Genomic DNA, 23284 nt, shown 5'->3' with positions numbered 1-23284 from the left:
TAAAGCTAAAGGGTTTAATATTTAAGTCCCTTTATCGAATTTTTCATTTGTATGGCTTTCATGCATCTGGATCATATCTAGTACTAATCCTGCCCAGGTAAAATTCCTGGCTCCGTAACCTTCACCATTAAATGGATTATAATACTCACGGAAACCACTTTTATCAACCAGGTTTACAATAGCGTCGATAAGATGTCTGGCTTCTTCATTATAGCCTTTTTCTAACATGAATTGATGCATAAACCAGTTGTTGAAAATCCAGGTTGGTCCGCGCCATATATACATAGATTCATGAGGATTAAAGGCTGGATCATTTATAGCCAGGGATGGGATGGGGTATTTGGTATGAAATTCATTTTCATTAAAAAAATGTCGTTCCATTACTTTTTTGTGAACATCATCTGGCATGCCATCTATAATAACCGGAAAGAATATTGTGGGAGTAAGGATACGTAATTTTTTATTTTTCTCACTGTAAAGGTCATAAAAAGCCGCATCTGGTTCATCGTACATTAATTTTAATATCGAGTCTTTAACCTTTTTATACCTGTCTTTATATTTTGCGGCGTCCCTGTCTTCCATGATGTTACAGAGATCACCTAAAGCCTTTAAGTTTTGGGCATAAATGGTATTAAAACCGGCATCCTCAATTCTGAATTTATCCCTTCGTCTTATCTTTTGCTGATCGTAATTCCGCCAGAAATTCCTGAAATCTATACCAACTACCTTCCAGAAAAGCAGTTTGTTTGCTTTACCATGGGAAAAACCCAGAACCGGATCATAGGAAGCTTTCCAGTCCATTCCTGATTCAAAAGGGGATATTATGGATAATAATCCATCATCATCAAAATCCCGGTTTCGGGATAACCATTCAAAATACTTTTTAATTTTGGGAAGCATTTCTTCCAGATAGTCTCTGTCCTTAGTGGTTTCCCATATCTTTTGAAGGGTTTGGGCCACAAGGGGAGGTTGAATAAGAGAGCTCATATGGGTACGCAGGAGATCACGGCCCAAACTGACCTTATTTTGAAAAATATCGGTAATTCTGGCAGGATACACATTATTCCAGTAATGGATGTGACCTACAAATCCACTCTCTTCCTGCATGGCAAAGAGTGTTTTAAAGCATTTTTTTGCAAGATCACTTTTATCTATTGCACAGAGTATATAAACATGGAAACAGGTATCCCAGAAATACTGGTAACTGTAACGGTTGGAAGAGGGTTTGATAAAAGTATATTCAACTTCCTGACTTTTACTGTAGCCTGTCACCAGGTTTTCCATTAATAAGTTTTCAACCTTCTCTTTTAAATCTTTCTCAGACATTTATGTGAGATTGGAGTTGAAAAATATTATTTAGAGAAGAACATCTTCATAAAAGCCGTACCCAACAAGGTTCCACCTACCAGGGCAATGGTTTTTTTATGCTCATAGATCTTATCATATATACTGTAATTCTGAGCCTGTTCATCAAACTCACCATGGCTTCCCTGGTCTCCCGGCACCGGCTCATAAAGATTGTCTTTCCTGCCTGGTTCCTCATTTTCGTCGGTAAGCTGACCGCTTATACCATTTTTTGCCATAAAGTGATCCAGGTACTCGGGTACAAGTTTGTTACCCCAAACAGTTTGGACTGTCGAGAAACCAACCATACGAACCCTTTCACCTGTTTTTACAACATTCAATACGGCGCGTGCGGCAACCTCCGGTTGAAATATCTTGCCCATAGGTTTTGGTTTTTTATCGAATCTTGTTTTAACCCAGCCAAACTGTGTAGTATTCATTGCCGGTAGATGGACTATGGAGAGATCTATATTGATTCCATCATGCAGCAGCTCTGCTCTAATTGATTCAAAGAAGCCCTGTATGGCATGTTTTGAAGCGCAATAAGCTGATTGTAACGGGATTCCCCTGTAAGAAAGTGCGGAACCAATCAGGATTATTTTTCCGCAATTACGTTCCTTCATTTTATGCAAGGCGGCCAGAGTTCCGTAAACCTGTCCCAGATAAGTGACTTCGGTGACCCTCTTATATTCATCAGGAGTCATATCTGCCGCCTTGCTGAAGACGCTAACCATTGCATTGTTAATCCAGATGTCTATTGGTCCCAGATTTTCTTCAGCAAAATCTGCAGCTTCATTTAGTTGGTGTGCATTTGCAACATCAGCCTCGTAGATACATGCCATGCCACCTAATTCTTCTACTTCATGTTTTGCACCTTCCAGTCCGTCTCTGCCCCGGGCGATTAGAAGTATTTTTGATTTCTCTTTAGCAAATTCCTTGGCGATCGCACGTCCAACACCTGCTGATGCTCCTGTAATTACTACTACTTTATTCTTATTCATTTTCCAGTATTGCTTGATTAGAATTTAATTTTCGTGATGTACTTAAAATTAGGGAATTAAGATTCAGATAATCAACTATTTAATATAGTTTGACGTTAATAATGGATGTTTTTGCTTTTTTTTTAATAAAGTAGCTTTAAAAATCCTTTTTTTGAAGGGAGGTTTCTATGACAAAATTGATCTAACTGGGGATCCTGAATCAGGTAATGTTAAATAGTAGATAATACATCAATATTTTTATTAAAAAATAGAACCAGACAATATTAAAATCATATAAAACATTATGAAAGTCTAAATATTTAGTTAAATTTATATGCCTCAATATCATAAGACTCAATCTAACATATCGTAAATGGTTACTTCAACGATCATTCATTCCAGTATGGAAAGAAAGGAAGAATTAGCTTCCCGTATTCAAATGTTTTTTCCGCAAATCACCATTTCAGATTTTGAGTTTTCACGGGAAGAAATTCATAATATTATCAAATTTCAAAAGCTTCAATTATTATTCATTGATGCATCTATCCCCGACCTTAATTACAATATCCTTCTATCTGACCTATTTAAAGAAAAGTGTGAGGTCATTTTGATAACAAAGGCCAATAATAGTGATAATAAATACTGCACACATTTTGGGGTTTCTGGCCTTATTTACTTACCAATTAATACAGCCAATATTGTAGTAACAATAAGAACCATTCTGCAAAAGATCAATCTTTTAAATAGCAAGCTTTTCGTAAAAGAAATAGAAAAAGCTTCAGCCACTGAGAATATTGTGGGTATCCCTACATTATCGGGGATTGAATATATCAATACCAGGAATATTATTCGGTGTGAAGGCCTGCAGAAATGCAGTAGAGTTATAACTGTAGACCGCAAGAATATTATAAGTTCCTATTCCATCGGGAACTTTTCAGAACTTCTGAAACCTTACGGCTTTGAATTAGTTCATCGTTCTCACTTAATTAATCTTGCAAAGGTGATTCGTTATAGCCGGGAAGGCTTTATTTATTTAACAGACAATTCCAGGGTGCCTTTGGCAAGAAGAAAAAAGACCGAATTTTTAGGTCTCTGGTCCTGTTTGTGACCTTTTATCGGTTTTAATATACCATTAATCGGATAAAATTAACCACTGGTAGCATTCCTATTGGTTCTTGTAAGAATATAATTGATATTTATGTTGTAATTAACTGAATTACAATACTGTGTATTTTTTGAATGGGGCTTCAAAAATATCTTAGAAGTAATAAAAGATTGCGACAACGCAATTGTGCGCTTTAATAAAAGGACCCTCACTCCTTTGTTACTTTTTTAGAGATCCCTACATCTTTTTAACATTTTTAGAATTAGTTCGCGAAGTAGAGACCTGTCTCTCTGCATTAAACATTTAAAACTTCTTATAATGATTGAACAAACTCTTCAATTCATAAGGACCCGGTTAAGCAATGATTCCAAAATTAATCTGGATGCCGATGAAATTATATTAGATAATCTTCATACGCTGCAAAGTAATCCTAATAGAGAGGGACTCTTTTTATCACTTGTGAATATTGAAGAGGAAAAAACACTTAAGAATAAGCCGGCTTACATAAGGTTGAATAGTCAATTAAAAAGAATAGAACCAGCAGTCGTCCTAAATTTATATGTACTTCTTGCGTTTAAGATGGGTCAGTACGATGCTAGTATTACCAAACTTTCCCAGGTAATCGGATTTTTTCAAACCAATAAATGGTTCTCCTTTAATGATATGTCAGAAACTCAATTATTCGACCCTCCCATAGATCGGTTAATATTTGAATTATACAATGTAAACTTTGAACAGCTCAATCACATTTGGAGCGTTTTGGGTGGCAATCATTATCCATCGGTTCTATACAAAATAAGGATTGTTAAGGTTCAGAGAAATGAACATGAGGATGCTCCGGAAATAACCAATATTAAGGTAGACAACCGCTTAATAAGTTAATATGAGTTTTTCAATAACATATCATCGCTTCTTTGTAGTACACATAAAAGAGCATACTTCAAATAAGCCTATTCGGTTTCTTAAATTCCAACCGACCGAGACTACACGGGAATTACTCAAGAAGTATCAGCTTATATTTAGAAAGAGGGATGATGGGTTTGAAATTTATTATAAAACCAATGAATATGCGAATCCCGCTTTAGAGAACCCTATTTCTGGGCGGCTGAAATTCTCATTCGTAATCAGGATTACCTCGTTTTCTTTATTCTCTGAATATGAACCTGAAAACCCGGTAGCTCCAAATTTCTATTTTGATAATCTTACTTCTTCTGGTGCGATTAGTAATGCATCAGCTGGAAACCTTACTTCAAGCAGTCATTTCCAAAAAGATGACATAGTAAGATTGTATCCTTTGACCTTTTCGGTAAGCACCCCCCAGAATATTCCCAATGCTCCTACAGAATGGCGGTTAAAAAAATATTTTACTCCTAAAGACCTTTTGCAAACTGTAAATATCGATAATCCTGACTCCTTACCGGCAATTTCGGTCAGGATTAATGATCCTTTAAAAAATCCATCAGAATATATAGATCAAAATGGGGTGTATACTCTCGAAGCCGATAGTGCTACTCCTAAGCCTGAGACCGTCTATCTGGACGATCAGTTATCAGGAAAAAGTGTTCATGGAATATTAGACCTGTACTGGGATACTTCCCAGGATTCAGTTCCGGCTAATTCCGGAAAAGAATTTCAAATCAATTTTAAACGAAAATAAGAGCTTATGAGTAATTACAAAACCCCGGGAGTTTACGTAGAGGAAATAAATGTTTTCCCGCCTTCGGTAGCTCAGGTAGAAACAGCTGTACCGGTTTTTATAGGTTATACTGAAAAAGGACCCCAAAAACCGAAAAAAATTAAATCTTTGGTTGACTATGAAGTTCTCTATGGAGGCCCTTCAAAAGAATTACCAAAATTTGTCATCGATGGTTCGGGTAACGTCTCAGGAAATATACCTAGCCAACCACAATATAAACTCTATTATGCTTTACAGTTATACTTCGCTAATGGTGGAGGACCCTGTTATATAGCATCAGCGGCTAATTACCAGGATCCGGTTAATATTGATGAGACTTTACTTTCTAAGGCTCTTGGAGAAGTAAAGAAGGAAGATGAACCTACGATTATCCTTTTTCCCGATGCACCTGGAAAAACCGATCTCTATAAGACTGCACTTAAGCAGTGTGCAAATTTGGGAGACAGATTCGTGATTTGTGATCTTGAGCCGATTAATGATCCTACCGATCCTGCGGGGCAGTCGGCGGTACCTTTTAGAAATAATATTGGCACCAGTAATCTGATGTATGGAGCTGCTTATTATCCTAATCTGAAAACTTCTCTGATCCATACTACTCCCGAAAATACGATTGAAGTAGATAATAATGGTACCGATATGATCTTACGACATACCGAAGCTGAAATTATCGATAATCCGGCACTTGAAAATCAATCACTGTTTCATGTGAATAATGGAGATAGTCGAAGCAAGTATTACGATATCAAAAAAAGAATAGCCTATGCCACCCTGGAAATGCCTCCTTCTGCAGCAATAGCAGGAGTATATGCAAATACCGATGGGACACGAGGAGTGTGGAAGGCACCTGCAAATGTTAGCCTTAACAGAGTAAAAGAACCAACGGTCTTTTTAGAGGATTCTGATCAGGATGGACTTAATATAAGTGATACAGGTAAGTCTATAAATGCGATAAGATTCTTTACCGGGAAAGGAACTCTGGTATGGGGGGCGAGAACCCTGGATGGCAATAGCAATGAGTGGAAGTATATTTCAGTAAGACGTTTCTTTAACATGGTAGAGGAGTCGGTTAAAAAATCTACAGAACGCTTTGTATTTGAACCAAATGATGCCAACACATGGGTAAAGGTAAAGGCCATGATCGAGAATTTTTTAACTCTGCAATGGCGTGCAGGAGCCCTGATGGGTTCGAAACCTGAACAGGCCTTTTTTGTAAAAGTGGGGCTTGGACAAACTATGACTCCCGATGATGTCTTTAACGGAAGAATGATAGTTGAGATAGGAATGGCCGTTGTTAGGCCAGCTGAATTCATAATACTTCGCTTCTCACATAAAATGCTTGAATCATGAGAAACTATAAGACACCAGGAGTTTACGTAGAAGAACTATCATTGTTGCCACCATCGGTTGCACAGGTAGAAACCGCTATCCCGGCATTTATCGGGTATACAGAAATGGCAAAAGGTATAGACGATGAAGACCTGACTAATAAACCTGTTAGGATAAAATCCTTACTGGAATATGAACAGTTGTTTGGAAAGGATTTTCTTCAGGAACTAACGGTTATCCTCAGTAATGATGAACCATACCGTCCCCGGCAGGTTTCTTTTACTTCAGAGGAAAATCCTTATCGGATGTATAATTCTTTGAAGCTGTTTTTTGCCAATGGTGGCGGACCCTGTTATATAGTTTCAGTAGGAACTTTTGAAGAAGGAGGAGCGGGCCCTGTACTGGATGCCATTGATGATTATTCAGAATTGAAGAAGGGCCTGGACGAGATTCGAAAAATAGATGAGATTACTCTAATCCTTTTCCCTGAAGCTGATAAACTTACAGATACAGCCAAATTTGATCTTTATAAGGATGCATTGGCTCAGTGCGCCAGCCTGCAGGACAGGTTCTGCATCTTTGATGTTGAGGATGATGATGTCTCCGGAATTACTTTTAGGAATAACATTGGGATTAGTAACCTGAGTTATGGAGCTGCCTATTATCCTTATCTAAATACCTCGCTCAATTATTCGTATAGGCCCAGTAATATATATTTCCAACATACAGCCACTAATGCTTTTAACGGGATTAGCATGGATAAACTGCAAAAATTAGCAGAGGTACTTGAGATGGAATCCCACATTGAAACGGCTAAAACCCAGGCTGAAAATGCCCAAAGTAATGCAGGGTCTTTAACAAAACCGGGGAAACTTCGTGAATTTAGAGTGGCCTTTTCTGCCACTGAGAAAGCTGTTCAAAGTGCTTCAGAAGCAAAGGATTTGGTTGAAGATGGTGGTTTTACTTCAAGTGATTTCGATGATGCTGAAACAAAACTTGAAGAAGTAAGAAGTGAAAATATCTCCACCACCAGTGTCGTGGATGATATTGATGGTGCAATCACGAAATTGGTAGCGGCTTGTGAGGATGTCCGGAATGCGATAGCATCAATTCTGGCTCAAATCAATACTGAAACTGGCGTTGTAGCTGCCCATAACGAGAATATTAGGGAGTTTTATACAGGTTCTTTTCTCGCTTCTATAGAAAATCTTCTCAAGGATTTTAAATTGAAAATGCCTCCCTCAGGAGCTATTGCTGGTATCTATGCAATGGTGGACGAAACCAGGGGAGTATGGAAATCACCAGCAAATGTAAGTTTAAATCTGGTCGCGGGCCCTTCAGTCAAGATCGATTCATTAGTCAATGACAATTTCAATGTCCATTCATCAGGGAAATCCATAAATGTAATCCGCTCTTTTACTGGAAAAGGAACTCTTGTGTGGGGAGCAAGAACTCTTGATGGAAATAGCAACGAGTGGAGATATATCTCGGTAAGACGCTTTTATAATATGGTAGAGGAATCGGTTAAAGAGGCATCTGAACAGTTTGTCTTTGAACCGAATGACGCAAACACCTGGGTAAAAGTGAAAGCCATGATAGAGAACTTCTTGATACTGCAATGGCGTGCGGGTGCTTTGATGGGTTCCAAACCAGAGCATGCTTTTTTTGTAAAAATCGGCCTGGGAGAAACCATGACCCAGGATGACGTATTAAACGGAAAAATGATCGTAGAAATCGGACTTGCTGTAACCAGACCTGCAGAATTCATAATTCTACGTTTTTCCCATAAAATGTTAGAAGCATAAATCATATAAACCTTTAAAAACCTAAAAAGATGAATGAGTATCCACTAGTAAAGTTCCATTTTCAGGTAGAATGGGGAGGAACAAAAATAGGATTTACAGAGGTCTCCGGCCTTGATATGGAAATTGAACCAATTGAATACCGGCATGGAGCAAGTAAGGAATATAATAAAACCAAAATGCCGGGACTTCAGAAGTTCAGTAATATCACTTTAAAAAGAGGATCATTCTCCAGTGATAATGAATATTTTGAATGGTTCAATACCGTAAAGCTCAATAATATTGAGAGACGGGACATTATTATTAGTCTGCTTAACGAAGAGCATGAACCAACTGTCGTATGGAAGGTAAAAAAAGCCTGGCCGATTAAAATACAAAGTACCGATCTTAAAAGTGATGGGAATGAAGTTGCTATAGAAAGTATGGAACTGGTGCATGAAGGTCTAACCATAGAATATGCCTGATGAGCAGCTATCCTCATGTTAGTTTTTATTTTTCAGTTTCTTTCAACGGAATAGGAAAATCCAGTATTGATACTCAGTTTCAGTCGGTCGGAGGACTTTCTGTTGAGATGCAGACTGAAAATGTGGCGGAAGGAGGAGAGAACCGTTTTGAACACATTTTACCCGTACGATCAAAATATAGCGATCTGGTCTTAAAACGAGGATTGTTCACAGATTCTGAACTGATACACTGGTGTTTTGATGCTTTTGAGTCTACGATTATTAAACCGGTGAGTCTGAATATTTCCATGTTAAATGAAGAAGGAACTCCCCTTTTTAGCTGGCATGTGGTTCATGCATGGCCCAAGAAATGGAGCGTAAGTGATCTAAACGCTGAACAGAATGCTTTAGCCATTGAAACCTTTGAACTTAATTACCGGTATTTCAGAACATTAAAAACATAAAAAATGCCTGTAGAAATTAATGAATTGCATATTAAGATCCAGGTTGCCGAAGATACGGCTCCCGGGGAAAGAAAGAGCAAATCTCAAATAGCCCGGGATAAAGAAGAACTTGTCCAGGCTTGTGTAGAAGCGGTTATGGAGATCATTGAACTTAAAAAACAGCGCTGATGTATAGTTTTTCCATGAATGATAAGCTAACGATTAAATCTTTTAAAAATCCCAGGTTTGAGGATGAATTAAGAGATATAGGTCCTTTTGTTGTTCATGTAAATCCTTCAACCTATACACATTCTACTCAGATAAATTTCTCTGAAGAACAGGCTCCAGGAACGAGCGCCAATCAAAATAACCATAACAACACCGAGCCCGTTAAACTCAATTTTGATTTTTTACTTGATAGAACCGGTGCTCTTGGGAACCTTCCAAACGCTCTGAATGGCGTTGAAGAAGATATTGTGAAATTTAAGCGAATCGCCATTCATTTTGAAGGTGAAATCCATAAGCCCAGATATCTAATGTTATGTTGGGGTTCACTGATTTTTAAATGTCAGTTGGAAAAACTGGATATTGAATATAAGCTTTTCAATAAAGAAGGAAAACCATTAAGAGCTAACCTTAAATGTGTTTTTAGAGAGTTTAAAGAAGATAATCTCAGGGTTGCAGAAGAGAATAAAAGCTCACCAGATCTCAGCCATATTCGAACTGTGAAAGCCGGTGACAGCTTGCAATTATTATGTTATCAAATATATGGTGATGCCGCCTATTATAAATACATCGCTGAAGTAAATCAACTAAAGCAATTCCGGGAGCTAAGAGAAGGGCAGCGCCTAACATTTCCACCAATAGAAAAAAAATCAAATGGCTGAACAACAAACAATATCCACTCCACAACCGGCTGATGCGGTTACTTTCACTATTCTTAGTGAAGGAGAGGCCATACCCAGCACAATTGATGTTCAAAGCATTAGTGTGTGGCATGAGCTTAACCGGATATCTTCAGCGAGACTGGTTATCCTGGATGGATCCCCGGCAAACCAGAACTTTGAAATAAGTGAAATGGATTTATTTATTCCGGGGAAAAAAATAGAGATTCTTGCCGGTTATCATTCTGACGAGGAAAAGATTTTTAGTGGAATGGTGCTAAAGCATTCTATAAAAATCAGAGAAAATGGAAGTTCTCAGCTCATTATAGATTGTAGACACACTGCCGTAAAATTAACTCATAAGGTTAAAAGCAAATATTTCTATAACAAGGCTGAAAGCGATGTGTGGAAGGAATTGATGGACCAGCATAATATTACAAATGAAGTAAGCTCAACCGGAAATGTTATTCAGCAGTTGCTTCAATATCAAAGTAGTGACTGGGATTTTATAGCAACCCGTGCTGAACTGAACGGAATGTTTATCACGACAAATAATAATAAGGTATTAATTGCCCCTCCCAATTTTGATCAGGAGCCAACTGAAACGGTAAATTTTGGATCTACGATATTAGCCTTTGATGCTGAAATAGATGCTTCTTCACAGTTTACTGAAGTTACTGGCAGGACATGGGATTATTCTAAAACTGAAATGACAGAGGTAAATGCCTCCACAAGTAATCCAAAGACTCCAGGAAATATCGAATATGAAGAATTAGCTAAGGTGTTGGGCGATGAGCCGGTAATTTTTAAGAATTCAGCAAAACAACCGGATGAAATTCTTCAAAAATGGGCTGATGCCACCTTAATGAGACATCAGTTAGCAAAGGTTAGAGGGAGAGCAAAATTTCAGGGTATTGCAGGAGTAGAACCAGGCAAGATTATTCAATTGCAGGGTTTAGGTGATCGTTTTAATGGTAAAGCTTTTGTAAGTGGAGTTCAGCACGATATAAGAAGAGGAAACTGGTATGCGAATGTTCAATTTGGGATTGATCCAGATTCCTTTGCCAAAAGATTTGAAATTTCTGAAAAGCCGGCTGCTCAAATGATCCCGGCTGTTAATGGTCTTCAGTTAGGAACTGTTACCCAGCTGGAAGGTGATCCAGAAGGGGATGACAGGATTTTAATCAATCTGCCTATGGTAGATGCCGGGGGAGATGGAGTATGGACCCGCATGGCAACATACGGAGCCGGAGATTCCAGGGGAATAATTATTAGACCGGAAATTGGTGATGAGGTTGTGGTTGGCTTTACGAACGATGACCCTAATCAACCTGTTCTTCTTGGGGCTCTAAACAGTAATAATCTGCCCGCGCCAATAGAACCAAGCGATGATAATTACGAAAAGGGCTGGGTTACTAAAAGCGGAATCAAAGCGATTATTAACGATGACAAAGTTTCTCTGAATGTGGAATTGCCTTCGGGTAAAAAACTGCTTATAGATGAGGATAGTGACCTTATCGAATTTGGAGATGAACACGGTAATAAGATCACGATGGATCAAAATGGAATTAGCATTGAGAGTGGTGGAACCATTAATTTAAAAGCGAATTCGGGAGATATCAATATGGAAGCGGTTAACTGGAATTCAGATATTCAGGCTTCTACAAAACTTAACGCCAGCGGTGCCGCAGAGTTTTCATCATCGGGGTCTACGGTAATAAAAGGATCAATCATTCAAATTAATTAATCATGGGTAAACCAGCTGCAAGGATCAGCGATATGCATACCTGTCCATTATTCAATGGCCCTGTGCCTCATGTTGGAGGACCAATTTTACCCCCCGGATCTCCAACCGTCCTTATAGGAGGAGTGCCTGCCGCTCGAGTTGGGGATATGGCTGTTTGCACTGGACCTCCAGACAGCATTATAACCGGTTCCAGCACAGTATTTATAGGAGGAATGCCGGCAGCCAGAATGGGAGATACCACAGCTCATGGCGGAACAATTGTAATTGGAGAACCTACTGTTTTAATAGGATAACTATGGAAGAAAAAAAGTCATTTACAGGTACGGGTTGGAGCTTTCCTCCATCATTCAGCAAAACCGGAAAGTCTGTAGAAATGGTTTCTGATAGAAAGGATATTGAGGAGAGTCTGCATATTCTGCTTGGAACCATTAAGGGGGAGAGAGTTCTTCAACCGAACTATGGATGTAATCTGGATGAAATGGTCTTTGAGTCCTTCAATTTGACTCTTAAAAATTTTCTGATAGAAATGGTTAAAACCGCCATTCTCTACCATGAAGCGAGAATAGAGCCCCTTCAGATAAATATAAATGACGAATTTATAAATGAAGGCAGGCTGTTAATAGAAATAGATTACCTGATTAGATCAACCAATTCAAGGTATAATATGGTTTATCCATATTTCTTAGAAGAGGCTACCGAGATAATCGAAATCCCTTCTCAAGGATGAGTAAAACCTGTGAAAATAAAAACCCTTTAGTTCGTGAAGGAAGTGTTCAGCAGCAAAGATTGCTTAAGGCTCTGGTGCCTCAAAATTTGAAGTTGCACGATCTGGATGAAAAAGACTGGCTCAAATTTGTAAAAAAATATGCGGGGATTATAGCCTATTACGATAAGAACCCAAACGATATAGCGGGGGATTGGAATGGTTTTTTTCCTTCGGAAGAGGAAATAGAAAAGATACAAAATGCTTATTCCAGCGGAGAAATACAACCGCATTTATCGCTTTTTATCAGTTTTCTCAAATTACTGAAATTTCCACAGCAGGGTATTAATAATATTCCGCAACGCCACCTAGAATTCTACTATAAACAGGTCTTAAATATAGAACCGAAAACCTTTCAAAAGGACTTTGTGCACGTAATTTTTGAGTTAGCAAAGAATGCTGAAAAAGAGCTTGTAGAAAAGGGTAGCTTACTGGAAGCCGGTAAAGACGAAGCAGGAATATCCCGCTTTTACCGGCTGGAAAAGGATCTGGTGGTCAACCAGGCCAGGGTAAGTGAAATTAAATCTGTTTATACCGATAAAGACAAAAGGCTTCATTATGCTATTAAAACAAATTCGATTGATGGTATAAAAGAGGAACTGGAGGATGGACAGAGCTTTTCGGCTTTTGGGAATGATGTATGGCCGCTAGCTCCACGTGAAGTTTATCTGTCATCTCCTCTATTAAGATTAAAGAGCGGTAAAAGGATCATAAAAGTTCATTGGGAATTCAATAAAGAACTCGAGGTGAAAGGCGAAGTTTTTGCTTCGGTTACTCAGGAAAAAGGCTGGTTGGAAAATATAAAAGTAACCATTCCTGAATCTGAAACCAACACCTGGACTATCGAGTTAGAGCAGGATGAAAAAGCTGTGACTCCTTATAACGAGAAGTCTCATGAGAATAACCTCAGGACATCGGAACCGGTAATAAAATTTCATTTTAAAGATCCTGTTATGTACAGGAATTTATCTGAAATAAGTTTAAAGGGCGTGAAGATAGAGGTTGAAGTGAATAATCTTAAAGAGCTCAGCATAAGAAATGAACTGGGCAACCTGGCCCCTGATAAACCTTTTATGCCATTTGGACCACGGCCTAAAAAAAATTCCAAACTTAAGATTAAGGCTCCTGAGTTTGAAGGTAAAAATATTGATTCCTATTCCATCAATTTACCATGGCTTAATATGCCGGCAAATTTCGATAATCACTATAGTCACTACAAACAGGCTATCCAGGCACAGAGAGATGAAGAAGCAGAATATGAGGTCTATCTAATGCCTTATCTGGGAGATATTATGTTAGAATTTAATTCAGGAGAAGGTTATAGGAAGATAGAAAGTAACGAACATGAGATTATTAAAAGGTTGAAAAAAAGAAAACCTTCCTTCCAGGCTGATACTATGCGTACTAATTTTAGGGTCTTAGTAAGTTCTCCTTATAACCCGTCCGATAAGTCCCATGAAATGTTTCCGGTTGATAAAGCAGCAATTGAGATAGACACATCTTCAACCACTTACCTGAAAGGCGGAGAGATCGAGCTGAAACTCATGGAGCCCTTCTATCATGACCTCTATAACGATCTTTATGTTTCGGTTATTACTGATACTCCCTTTCGGGGTGTGAATCCTGAAGAACTTCCAAATGAGCCATATACGCCCTTGCTGGATTATTTAAGTTTGGATTATAAGGCCAGTGCCGAAATTACTCTTTCTGATAATTCTGTTTCTAACCAGGAAATAAAAGTTCTTAGAAAATTTCCGTTTGGCCATAAACTAATGAAAAAAAGAGGATCTATATTGCCTGGTTTCAACAGCCATCAGCTTTTTGTAGGAATTGAATCGATACAGGCTAAAGATCATATCAGTCTGCTTTTTGAAGTAGAAGAAGGCAGTGAAAATCCATTACATAGTTCCTTTGAAGATTCTGAAGGTATCAGGTGGTCTGTGCTTGGGCAGAATGAAGAATGGATCCCTTTAAAGTCTGAAAATATTATTCAAAACGGGACAAACAATTTTTTGCGTTCAGGAATAGTAGAAATCAGGTTTCCGGAAAATACCGGTCATGAGCATACACTTTTTAGATCAGACCTGGTATGGTTAAAAATCGAATTACAAAAGGAACCAGATAGTGTATCCCGGTTCAAAGGTGTTCATGCGCAGGCTGCACTTGCGTCATTTGTCTGGAGAGGAAACTCATTAGAACACCTGTACGCCGGCTTGCCGACGAATACTATTGACCAATTAGCTCAACGAAAATCCAGTATCAAGTCGCTAACTCAGCCCTATCCGTCATTTGGTGGCAAACCTGCTGAAAATAAGGAAGAATATTACCGCAGAATAAGTGAGAGATTAAGACATAAAAACAGGGCACTTGCCATTTGGGATTATGAACACCTGGTGTTACAGGAATTTCCCTCTCTATATAAAGTTAAATGCCTTAATCATACTAAACACCTGGAAAATAAGGTAGATGAACTTTGTCCCGGAAGTATTATTCTTTTGGTAATTCCCCGCCTGAATGATAATAATAAAGCCTACCGGTTAAAGCCAATGGTGAGTCAGGATGTTAAGAACAGTATATTCTATTTTTTAAAGGCTAAAATGCCTTTACATGCACAATTAGAGGTATGCAACCCTATTTATGAGGAGGTAAGGTTTCAATTTCAAGTAAGGTTCTATGCAGAATATGAATTCGATTTTTACGAAACACAATTGCAGGAAGAACTTAAAAAATATCTGGCCCCCTGGATATATGTAGAAAATGCAGAAATTATTTTTTCAAATTCCCTGTACGCTTATGAAGTCGTTCATTTTATTGAAAATCTGGAGTATGTAGATTATGTGGAGGATTTCAAAATGGCACAAAAGAAAGATGATGACTCCTGGGTAGTACAAAAAGAAATAAAACCTCTTACCTCACTATCTATTCTGGTTCCCGCTGTGCAGCATATTATAAATGAAGCAACAATCTGTTAAATTATGGAGACTTTAAATATTCCTAAAAGAACGACTACCAAAGATGAACAGGACTTCAATTATCTAAGAAAGGTTGGTCTTGATCACATCACTGCTATGTCGCGGAAATTATGGACAGATTATAATCTGCATGACCCTGGAATAACCATTTTAGAGGTTCTTTGTTATGCCATTACAGATCTGGGTTATAGAATCAATATGCCAGTGTCTGACCTTGTAGATCTACAATCCAGGGAAGTATTGGATAAGTTTCCTTCGGCAAAAGAAGTGTTGACCACAAAATCCATTACCGAGAATGATTACAGAAAGTTGTTTATAGATATAGAAGGGGTGAAGAATGCTTTTATCAGGCCATATAAAGATCGAAAGATCTATATGCATTGTTCCTTAATGGATGAGGCAACTGAAAGTAACCCAAGGGGAAAATTAAGTTATGAAGAAGACCTTCTGCCAGATTATGAGAACAGAAAGGAGTTTACTTTGAAGGGATTAAATCAAATTTATTATGAACTCGATACCGATATCAGGGAGCTGGATGAAGAAGATCCCAACAGAATAGAAAAAGTCAATGAGATTGAGAATGAAATTTACAGGACTTATCATTCAAATCGTAACTTATGTGAAGATCTTATCGAAGTAACTGAAGTAAAATCATTTGAATTTCAGGTTTGCGGAGACATAGAAATTGATAAAACGGCTAATGCCCTTAATATCGTTGTGGAGGTACTTTTCAGAATTCAGGAATATGTTTCTCCATCGGTCAAAAGATACACTCTTTTAGATTTAATAGAAGAAGGTTTATCATCGGACGAAATTTTTAATGGACCTGTATTAAAAAATGGATTTATTACCGATGCTGAATTAAAAAAAGCAAATTTCCGGAATGAGGTAAGGTTAAGCGATCTTATAAAAATTATTTCAGAAACTCCCGGAATATCCAGAATTAGGAAATTATCAATGAATTCCTGCCCCTGTAATGATCAGGAGGAAAGTTCTGATGACTGTGCGCCACTGGAAAATGAATGGAAAATCTGTTTTCCAAAGGATTTCGATAAGGTGATCGATATTTGCCTGGAGAACAGCACCTTAAACATTTTCAAGGATGTTATCCCTATCAATATTGATAAGGCAGAGGTTAAAAATAGATTCAGGCAAAAATTCAGAGAGTATAATCGCTCCCTGCGGGTTGCTTATGAAGATTTAGCCTATCCACAAGGAAATTTTAGAAATGAAGCTGATTATTTCAGTATTCAAAATGATCTGCCGGCTCTATACGGGGTAGGAAACAAAGGCTTATCTCCTTCTTTTCCTGAAGAAAGACATGCAAAGAAACTACAATTAAAATCATACCTGACAATCTTTGATCAGGTACTCGCCACATATTTTGCACACCTTAAAAATGTTGGCCAACTTCTGTCTGCAGATCTGGATGGAAACCGCACTTATTTTTCTGAAGTGCTGAATGATATTAAAGACCTGGAAAAAATTATTCCTGATTCTGAAAATTTCAACCAGAACACCGGTCTTTTTCTATCAGAAATAGACGATTTCGTAGGAAGGAAAAATGAGATCCTGGATCACTTACTCGCTCGTTTTGCAGAAAACATGAACGATTATGTTTTTCTAATGACCGATCTTTTTGGTCTTGAGAATAAGGAAACTGCCTTATGGCAAAAATCCAGGTTGATAAAAGAATATCCATCCCTGGGATATAACAGGGGAACGGCCTTCAACCATTTTGGAGAAGAACATGGGGTTTGGGATACCTTAAACGTATCAGGGCTAGAAAACCGTATAAACAGGCTTTTAGGAATCAGAGATTCTTCAAGAAGGGATTTGACCAAATATTATCATGAAATCTTTTCTGATTCAGGCAAATGGAAATGGCGAATTTTCTCTAAGAATGGGGAGGCGCTTTTTACGGGAACTGGCGAATTTGAATCGGAATGGGAGGCCGAAACGGCTCTATGGAAAGCTGTAAGTCTTTCCTGGAATAAAGAAAATTTTCAGTTATTTCCTGCGGCAGGTGATAATTGGGGATTCAATTTAATCGATCATTCTTTTGAGATAATTGCTATACATCCAGAAACCTATGATGATAAGACTTTAGCTAGTGAAGCAATCGAGGAATATGCAGGGTTCATATTTGATAAGGTAACTGATGAAGGTGCCTATGTTTTTGAGAATATTCTTTTTCATCCCGATAAGAAAGATCCGGAAGCAGAGAAGAAATTCATGGAAATATGTGTAGATGAAGACTGTATGCAATGTAAACCAGAAGATCCTTATTCTTTCAGACTCACTTTTGTTTTACCAGGCTGGACCCGGAGATTTTCAAATATGTTTTTCAGAGAATTTGCAGAGAGAACCATTCGAGCTGAAGTTCCCGCGCATATCCTTACAAGGATTTGCTGGATAGGTTCAGATCCGAAAGATGAAAACATTGAACCAGAGGAAAAAAATCCTATGGAAGATTTACAGACTCTATATAAAAAATGGCTTCAGAAAAAAATGAGTTCGCCGAAAGATCAAAAAGACAATGAATTTCTCAAGCCACTTGTAGATATGCTTCATTCTCTGGAAACCATTTATCCACAAGGTAATTTGCACGACTGTAATAAAGATGGAGACTCCAGTCACTCTATCATCCTTAATAAATCATCACTTGGTGAATTAAAAAATAACGACAATGGCAGCGAATAAGATTTTAAAAGAGACCGCACCTCATTATCATCGATTTGAAGATAACCAGGTGCTAACAGACGAGGCATTAAACCGTGTATTAGACCACATTAACTACCAGGATAAACTAACAAGAACCGGACTAATTGGTGTCGGAATTCTTTGTGGATTAAAGGTAAGAACCAGTGGGGATTCAATCATACTGGAGAAGGGTATCGCCGTTACGACAGACGGTGATATCTTATATAAACCAAAAACTGAATATAAGGGTTTTAAAAAGTTCGCAGATGAGAATGTTCTTTATGAAACTTTTCTGGTTGATGATAAGGTGATGGACTTGTATGAACTGGAGGAAGATACCACATCTTCGAATGTATTCTCCTTAGATAAATTCCATTCGAAAACAGATATTGACGAGGAAAATATGGTAGCCCTCCTATACCTTGAAAATTTTCATAAGGATGAAGATGATTGTTCGGGTATAGATTGTAATGCACAGGGACTGGAAGTCGTAAATAATTTAAGGGTACTGGTCACCTCTCAGGAAAATGCCAGGAAGATTGCCAGTGAAGATTCAATTCTAAATGCTTTTTTAAATGATTCAGGCGAAAATATAGTTTCTAATCTTGATCAGTTTTTAGCTAAAAAGGTGATTTTAAACTCTGGCAATACATCCTCTTTATCCAGCCTTAAAGCAGCTTACGAGATCAACTTTTTAGACCTTTCTGTACATATTGAAAGGATTGGTGAGCTTCAGATCTTTAAAGATATTGCCGAAGGGAATTCCTTCAATAGCAGTCAGTTATTACAAAATCTTAAGACAGGGAATCTTACTTTCCAGTATACCTACGATTTATATAAAGATCTGGTAAATGCCTATAATGAACTATTAGAGCAATTAAGAAGAAATTATACTATTTGCTGTGCAGACTTTGCCGCCTTTCCTAAGCATGTTTTATTGGGAGAAATTCATCACATGCCTGTTTCTTTAAGGCATTCTTTCTATGCTTCACCAATTCACGATTACTCCAGCACTATCAAGAACCTGAAAGACCGGTACAAGCGTATTCTAAAAATGCTTCAAAATTTTGCTCTTGAGAGACATGATGAAATCCGTATTACACCTTCCCGAAATGGCTACCATAGTCTCGGAGAACGGGCACTTCCGTTTTATTACAATTTGAAAAAATCGGCTGATCCCGCCGAGATGCTAAACTTATGGAGAATTAATAATAAGGGTAAAACCTGGAATTATTACAAACATAATTATCCTCCCATATTTGACCCACTGGATTATTGTCTTGAAGATCATGATTTTTACAGGATTGAAGGGCATGTAGGGCATGAAGTGAAAAATACCTTGAAGAATTTGGAAAACCTTCGAAAAGAGAAGGGCCTGGATTTTAAAATTGTTCCCGTGGCTATTGGAAATATGGCTGATGAACTGACTATAGACTATGAAGATTTTAAAGCTCAGTTTGAAGACCTCCAGATTATCTTACAGGCCTGGAATGAGGAACAGAAATGTATGATGAAGAGTGCGTCGGGATTCCTCTCCCGTTTCAGTACTACTCAAAAAGGCCTTCATCTGGATTATATGGAAGTAATGCCAAGCCTTGATCAACCTAATGAAGAGGTGGAAAATATAAATATTCCGGGAAGAGATACCGGAGGTTTTATAGCGAGGAATTTTTTTATGAAAGAGGCTGGCACGCGAAGCTTGCTTTTTAATCAACCTAAATCGAAAAAACAGAAGAATACGATTTTAAGTTTTATGGACAAGAGTACTGACTCTACTGGAATCTTGTGGAGCAAGGGAAGTGATGCGATAAAAACAGGGGATAGTGGTAGTGCTATCAATGTTAAGATTGGTAACGCCTTAAAGGATAAGGTGAGGGATTGGGAAGAAGAATTACAAATCGCTGTTATGGATATACCCGCTTCTGTTCTTGGAAAATTAAAAGCTACTGAAGACAATGAATTATCCAATATCAGTGATTTTACTGAAGAGAATCTGAAAAAATATCTCCAGGCATTAAATGAACAATGTAAAACAGCCCGGGCTGCAAAGAAAAAGCTTCAAAAGCAACTACTGAAGGATGGTAGCAGATTAAAGAACAGCGCCTATATAGAAAACTATTTTAGCGTATTAAACCGCATACTTTCAAATTGTTGTCTGGGAGAAAAAGTTACCATTCTCTATAAAGAAATTCTTGAACGTAAAAATGAGCTGCTTAATCAGTTTATACTTAGGAATTATATAGACGCTCATCCTGGTGCTCAGCATAAGGCCGGAGTGCCCAAAGGAGGTACTTTCATTTTACTGTATTATTCCCAGGCCCAGAGAAAAAAATTTGATCCCGAAAGATTTATAAAATTGAATATGATGACTGCGGAACATCTTCCTGAAAGGTCTGCGGAGAGAATAACTACCGAAGGATTAGGGATGAGCCCATCCCAACCATTCTCCACTGGGATACGTACAAGGGATATAGCAGCTTTCGATGAAGATATAAGAGAGAGGATCCCTGAATTTGGCTTTTCTGATTTAATCAATTTATCAAGGCCTAATACTCTCGCTCATGGAACAGTTATAGGTGACTTATGTCTGCCTTATGTGTGTTGTAGTGAAACTCCTGCTTTATCCTTTGTGTTTCCAGACCCCGTGGTTTCACTCTTTATCGGAAGGGATCATGTATGCGTTAGCGAAACTGAGGAGGCTGATGAATTATTGCTGGAAGTTTCCCCAGCCGATGCTGTTTTAAAAGCATTCATCGAAAATAAACCGGTTGCCAATTTGGTTTCAAATAATGGAGATAACTGGTTCTTTGATCCTAATAAAGTGGAAAATATCCAATATGGAAAGAATATTTCCTTTACCGTAAATGATCAAAAAGTTCCTGAAACCATTAAAGTGTTAGAGCAACCTGAACCTGCATTCACTATAAGCCCTGACATTAAATTTAACAATCAGCATACAGTTGCAAACATACAAGTAGAAAATACCAGTAAGGCTATTGAGAACCAAAATTTTCACTGGAACTTCTCGCCTTTTGGAGAAACTACCAACAATGCAATTTCATTTGAATTCCCTATAAAAGTAAGGCCGGGGCAGCAGCTGAATTTAAAGATAAGTCTTACCGCTACTAATGGACCATGTTCTAAAACTCTGGATCAGGAACTTACTATAAATGTACCTCAGGAAGAAGCTAATGCTTGTTTGGATATGGCGAAAACCGATATCACTAATAGTTTGCAGATACTCCGTACTTTCTTAAAGAAAAATTCCAGACAAATAGTACAATTCCAGCAGTTTTATCAGGATAAGGTTTTTGCAATGTATAAACTCATCCTGAGTGAACCTGAAGAAACTTTGGACGGTAAACACGATGCCGAAATATTTAAACTGATCCAGGAGATTCAACATACCATTTTTAAAATGACCAGGGACAGGCTTAATACAACACAACAGGCATTTCTACAGATTATTTATTATGAAACTATGTTCGTCTATTTCTATATACAGAGTTGTAGAGATGCTGCAATTGTAGCCAGGACCGATATCACAAGAAATTGGCCTTCATTTACAAAGCATAGCATTGCAAGATGGAAAAAAGGTACCCGTGTTATGTTAGGTGTTGATCCGGTTTCTGAAAAAATAAAAATAATCAGAAACCAACTCAAGGAACAAATCAGTAATCCACTTCTGAAGACCTTGAGTCAAATTTCCGAAATGCTAAATTCAGATTTTGATTAAAAATAAAAAACATAAGATCAATAAAGTAATGATCAGTCTCTTTTGTAATTCTGGACATAGAGATTCCATTCCCGATGTGGAATTCGCAGAAATTATACAAAAAGTTTATGATGAGCTATTGCCTGCTTCCAGTGAAGAGATAATTCGTATAGAAAAGGCTACTATTAATATATCAGTAAATTCCGGGGAGCTGGCAGGTTTTGAAAGCATGGTACGGGATAATTTGATTAAGGAGCTGAAGCTACTGTTTAATGATACTGAGAAAGGAACGGTAGTGAAAAAAGAGGCTGAAGTTAAAAACAATTTTTTTCATTTTTTGCGAACCGGCAGTTTACCATGGTATGCAGAAGAATTGAATTTTAGTGATAAATTACTGGATGCACCGGAGTTTTTATCTGAATTGATAAAAAAATTAAAAGAGAGACCTGATTTAGTGCGGCGTTTAATGTTTCAAACTGATCAAAAATGTAGATGGAAATTAGTCTCCAAATTAACAAATCCGGATTTTTCAAAAAAGTTAAGAGCTATTACCGAAAAAATTAAGGAGTTCTGCGCTGTTTCCAGTAAGGTCTATGATGCCTCGTTTAGAAGCGAAGTGCTATTTATTACCGGGGTACTCCAACATCTGACATTAGAAACTAACCAACCTGATCTTGAAAAAATCATCAAAAAGCTTTGGCCGGGTTTCCTACTTGATATTGAATCATTCTTTCCAGATAATTTAAAGGAGCTGACTGTTAATATCACTAAAGTAACAGGTTTAAAACTTGAGGCGGAGATCCCGGTTCAGAATGTGTCAAACTCTTTACCTCTTGAGGAGATATACAACGGGGATGGTGAAACTTTACCGGTAGAGAATGCCGGGATTATCTTATTACACCCTTTTTTAAAACGTTTTTTTGAAAGAACCGGGCTACTTGAGGATGACAGATTTCAAAATGATTTCTGCAGGCAACGTGCAGTATGCCTGCTACATTATGTGGCTTCTGGAGAACTGATTTTCCCTGATGATAAGCTAGTCATGGCTAAATTTATTTGTGATTATCCTATACAACAGCCAGTTCCTCTGGAATTGCCGATAAGCGATTATGAGATCAGTGAATGCGATAATTTGATCAAAAATGTGATAGATCACTGGGAGGCTCTCAAAAATACCGGAGCTGAGGCTTTCCGGTCCACATTTTTAAAAAGAAAAGGTGTATTGATAAAAGATACTACTGGTTTCTTATTGCACATAGAAAATCAAACCGAGGACATTTTGCTAAATCGTTTACCATGGCCGATTACTCCGGTTAAAATTCCATGGAAAGCATCAATATTAACCGTAAAATGGAATTAAA

At 37.8% G+C, this 23284-nt stretch carries 18 protein-coding genes; 16 read left to right on the top strand and 2 right to left on the bottom strand.

Annotation, left to right across the window (positions count from 1 at the left end):
- Positions 1 to 21: 21 nt before the first annotated feature.
- Both LU635_RS13200 and LU635_RS13195 read right to left on the bottom strand, forming a co-directional pair.
- Complete coding sequence (locus LU635_RS13200) at positions 22 to 1326, bottom strand: amylo-alpha-1,6-glucosidase (protein WP_240099963.1); 1305 nt, start codon at positions 1324 to 1326, stop codon at positions 22 to 24.
- A 26-nt stretch (positions 1327 to 1352) separates the two neighbouring features.
- Positions 1353 to 2345, bottom strand: a complete 993-nt coding sequence (locus LU635_RS13195) for an SDR family oxidoreductase (RefSeq protein WP_240099962.1) — start codon at positions 2343 to 2345, stop codon at positions 1353 to 1355.
- A gap of 382 nt (positions 2346 to 2727) precedes the next feature.
- Between LU635_RS13195 and LU635_RS13190 the strand changes: the two genes are divergently transcribed.
- The 16 genes from LU635_RS13190 to LU635_RS13115 all read left to right on the top strand — a co-directional run bounded on the left by LU635_RS13190 (position 2728) and on the right by LU635_RS13115 (position 23283).
- On the top strand, positions 2728 to 3432 hold the full coding sequence (locus tag LU635_RS13190; RefSeq protein ID WP_240099961.1) for a LytR/AlgR family response regulator transcription factor: 705 nt from the start codon (positions 2728 to 2730) through the stop codon (positions 3430 to 3432).
- 315 nt (positions 3433 to 3747) lie between these two features.
- Positions 3748 to 4311 (top strand): Pvc16 family protein, encoded by a 564-nt coding sequence (locus LU635_RS13185; RefSeq protein ID WP_240099960.1) that lies wholly within the window; start codon positions 3748 to 3750, stop codon positions 4309 to 4311.
- 1 nt (position 4312) lies between these two features.
- Positions 4313 to 5086, top strand: a complete 774-nt coding sequence (locus LU635_RS13180; protein ID WP_240099959.1) for a hypothetical protein — start codon at positions 4313 to 4315, stop codon at positions 5084 to 5086.
- Between the two features lie 6 nt (positions 5087 to 5092).
- A complete protein-coding gene (locus tag LU635_RS13175) occupies positions 5093 to 6472 on the top strand; it encodes a phage tail sheath family protein (protein WP_240099958.1) in 1380 nt (459 codons plus the stop codon).
- Positions 6469 to 8256: a phage tail sheath C-terminal domain-containing protein gene (locus LU635_RS13170; RefSeq protein WP_240099957.1), complete on the top strand. Its 1788-nt coding sequence runs from the start codon at positions 6469 to 6471 to the stop codon at positions 8254 to 8256. Before LU635_RS13175 ends, LU635_RS13170 begins: the two co-directional genes overlap by 4 nt.
- 29 nt (positions 8257 to 8285) lie before the next feature.
- Positions 8286 to 8717, top strand: a complete 432-nt coding sequence (locus tag LU635_RS13165; RefSeq protein WP_240099956.1) for a phage tail protein — start codon at positions 8286 to 8288, stop codon at positions 8715 to 8717.
- Positions 8717 to 9160, top strand: coding sequence for a phage tail protein (locus LU635_RS13160; protein WP_341482135.1), 444 nt, complete (start codon positions 8717 to 8719; stop codon positions 9158 to 9160). The genes LU635_RS13165 and LU635_RS13160 overlap by 1 nt, the downstream gene beginning before the upstream one ends.
- Before the next feature lie 3 nt (positions 9161 to 9163).
- Entirely contained in the window at positions 9164 to 9328 is a 165-nt protein-coding gene (locus LU635_RS13155) for a DUF5908 family protein (protein WP_240099955.1), read from the top strand.
- Positions 9328 to 10026, top strand: a complete 699-nt coding sequence (locus LU635_RS13150; protein WP_240099954.1) for a CIS tube protein — start codon at positions 9328 to 9330, stop codon at positions 10024 to 10026. Before LU635_RS13155 ends, LU635_RS13150 begins: the two co-directional genes overlap by 1 nt.
- Complete coding sequence (gene vgrG, locus LU635_RS13145; RefSeq protein ID WP_240099953.1) at positions 10019 to 11770, top strand: type VI secretion system tip protein VgrG; 1752 nt, start codon at positions 10019 to 10021, stop codon at positions 11768 to 11770. Before LU635_RS13150 ends, vgrG begins: the two co-directional genes overlap by 8 nt.
- A gap of 2 nt (positions 11771 to 11772) precedes the next feature.
- Positions 11773 to 12063, top strand: a complete 291-nt coding sequence (locus tag LU635_RS13140) for a PAAR domain-containing protein (protein ID WP_240099952.1) — start codon at positions 11773 to 11775, stop codon at positions 12061 to 12063.
- A 2-nt stretch (positions 12064 to 12065) separates the two neighbouring features.
- Positions 12066 to 12497 (top strand): GPW/gp25 family protein, encoded by a 432-nt coding sequence (locus LU635_RS13135; protein WP_240099951.1) that lies wholly within the window; start codon positions 12066 to 12068, stop codon positions 12495 to 12497.
- Positions 12494 to 15505 carry a baseplate J/gp47 family protein gene (locus LU635_RS13130; protein WP_240099950.1) on the top strand — a complete coding sequence of 1004 codons (3012 nt, stop codon included), beginning with the start codon at positions 12494 to 12496 and terminating at the stop codon, positions 15503 to 15505. Before LU635_RS13135 ends, LU635_RS13130 begins: the two co-directional genes overlap by 4 nt.
- Before the next feature lie 3 nt (positions 15506 to 15508).
- On the top strand, positions 15509 to 18208 hold the full coding sequence (locus tag LU635_RS13125; protein WP_240099949.1) for a hypothetical protein: 2700 nt from the start codon (positions 15509 to 15511) through the stop codon (positions 18206 to 18208).
- A complete protein-coding gene (locus LU635_RS13120; RefSeq protein WP_240099948.1) occupies positions 18195 to 21944 on the top strand; it encodes a hypothetical protein in 3750 nt (1249 codons plus the stop codon). Before LU635_RS13125 ends, LU635_RS13120 begins: the two co-directional genes overlap by 14 nt.
- Entirely contained in the window at positions 21937 to 23283 is a 1347-nt protein-coding gene (locus tag LU635_RS13115) for a contractile injection system tape measure protein (protein ID WP_240099947.1), read from the top strand. Before LU635_RS13120 ends, LU635_RS13115 begins: the two co-directional genes overlap by 8 nt.
- The last annotated feature ends 1 nt before the right edge of the window (position 23284 follow it).

This window comes from Christiangramia crocea, assembly GCF_022410465.1.
In the GTDB taxonomy this organism is placed as follows: domain Bacteria; phylum Bacteroidota; class Bacteroidia; order Flavobacteriales; family Flavobacteriaceae; genus Christiangramia; species Christiangramia crocea.
This window is presented reverse-complemented; position numbering and strand designations above follow the sequence as displayed.

What these genes read in the sequence shown, in the direction of transcription:
- LU635_RS13200 (WP_240099963.1), bottom strand. Translation starts at nt 1,326, where the DNA reads ATGTCTGAGAAAGATTTAAAAGAGAAGGTTGAAAACTTATTAATGGAA.
- LU635_RS13195 (WP_240099962.1), bottom strand. Translation starts at nt 2,345, where the DNA reads ATGAATAAGAATAAAGTAGTAGTAATTACAGGAGCATCAGCAGGTGTT.
- LU635_RS13190 (WP_240099961.1), top strand. Translation starts at nt 2,728, where the DNA reads ATGGAAAGAAAGGAAGAATTAGCTTCCCGTATTCAAATGTTTTTTCCG.
- LU635_RS13185 (WP_240099960.1), top strand. Translation starts at nt 3,748, where the DNA reads ATGATTGAACAAACTCTTCAATTCATAAGGACCCGGTTAAGCAATGAT.
- LU635_RS13180 (WP_240099959.1), top strand. Translation starts at nt 4,313, where the DNA reads ATGAGTTTTTCAATAACATATCATCGCTTCTTTGTAGTACACATAAAA.
- LU635_RS13175 (WP_240099958.1), top strand. Translation starts at nt 5,093, where the DNA reads ATGAGTAATTACAAAACCCCGGGAGTTTACGTAGAGGAAATAAATGTT.
- LU635_RS13170 (WP_240099957.1), top strand. Translation starts at nt 6,469, where the DNA reads ATGAGAAACTATAAGACACCAGGAGTTTACGTAGAAGAACTATCATTG.
- LU635_RS13165 (WP_240099956.1), top strand. Translation starts at nt 8,286, where the DNA reads ATGAATGAGTATCCACTAGTAAAGTTCCATTTTCAGGTAGAATGGGGA.
- LU635_RS13160 (WP_341482135.1), top strand. Translation starts at nt 8,717, where the DNA reads ATGAGCAGCTATCCTCATGTTAGTTTTTATTTTTCAGTTTCTTTCAAC.
- LU635_RS13155 (WP_240099955.1), top strand. Translation starts at nt 9,164, where the DNA reads ATGCCTGTAGAAATTAATGAATTGCATATTAAGATCCAGGTTGCCGAA.
- LU635_RS13150 (WP_240099954.1), top strand. Translation starts at nt 9,328, where the DNA reads ATGTATAGTTTTTCCATGAATGATAAGCTAACGATTAAATCTTTTAAA.
- vgrG (WP_240099953.1), top strand. Translation starts at nt 10,019, where the DNA reads ATGGCTGAACAACAAACAATATCCACTCCACAACCGGCTGATGCGGTT.
- LU635_RS13140 (WP_240099952.1), top strand. Translation starts at nt 11,773, where the DNA reads ATGGGTAAACCAGCTGCAAGGATCAGCGATATGCATACCTGTCCATTA.
- LU635_RS13135 (WP_240099951.1), top strand. Translation starts at nt 12,066, where the DNA reads ATGGAAGAAAAAAAGTCATTTACAGGTACGGGTTGGAGCTTTCCTCCA.
- LU635_RS13130 (WP_240099950.1), top strand. Translation starts at nt 12,494, where the DNA reads ATGAGTAAAACCTGTGAAAATAAAAACCCTTTAGTTCGTGAAGGAAGT.
- LU635_RS13125 (WP_240099949.1), top strand. Translation starts at nt 15,509, where the DNA reads ATGGAGACTTTAAATATTCCTAAAAGAACGACTACCAAAGATGAACAG.
- LU635_RS13120 (WP_240099948.1), top strand. Translation starts at nt 18,195, where the DNA reads ATGGCAGCGAATAAGATTTTAAAAGAGACCGCACCTCATTATCATCGA.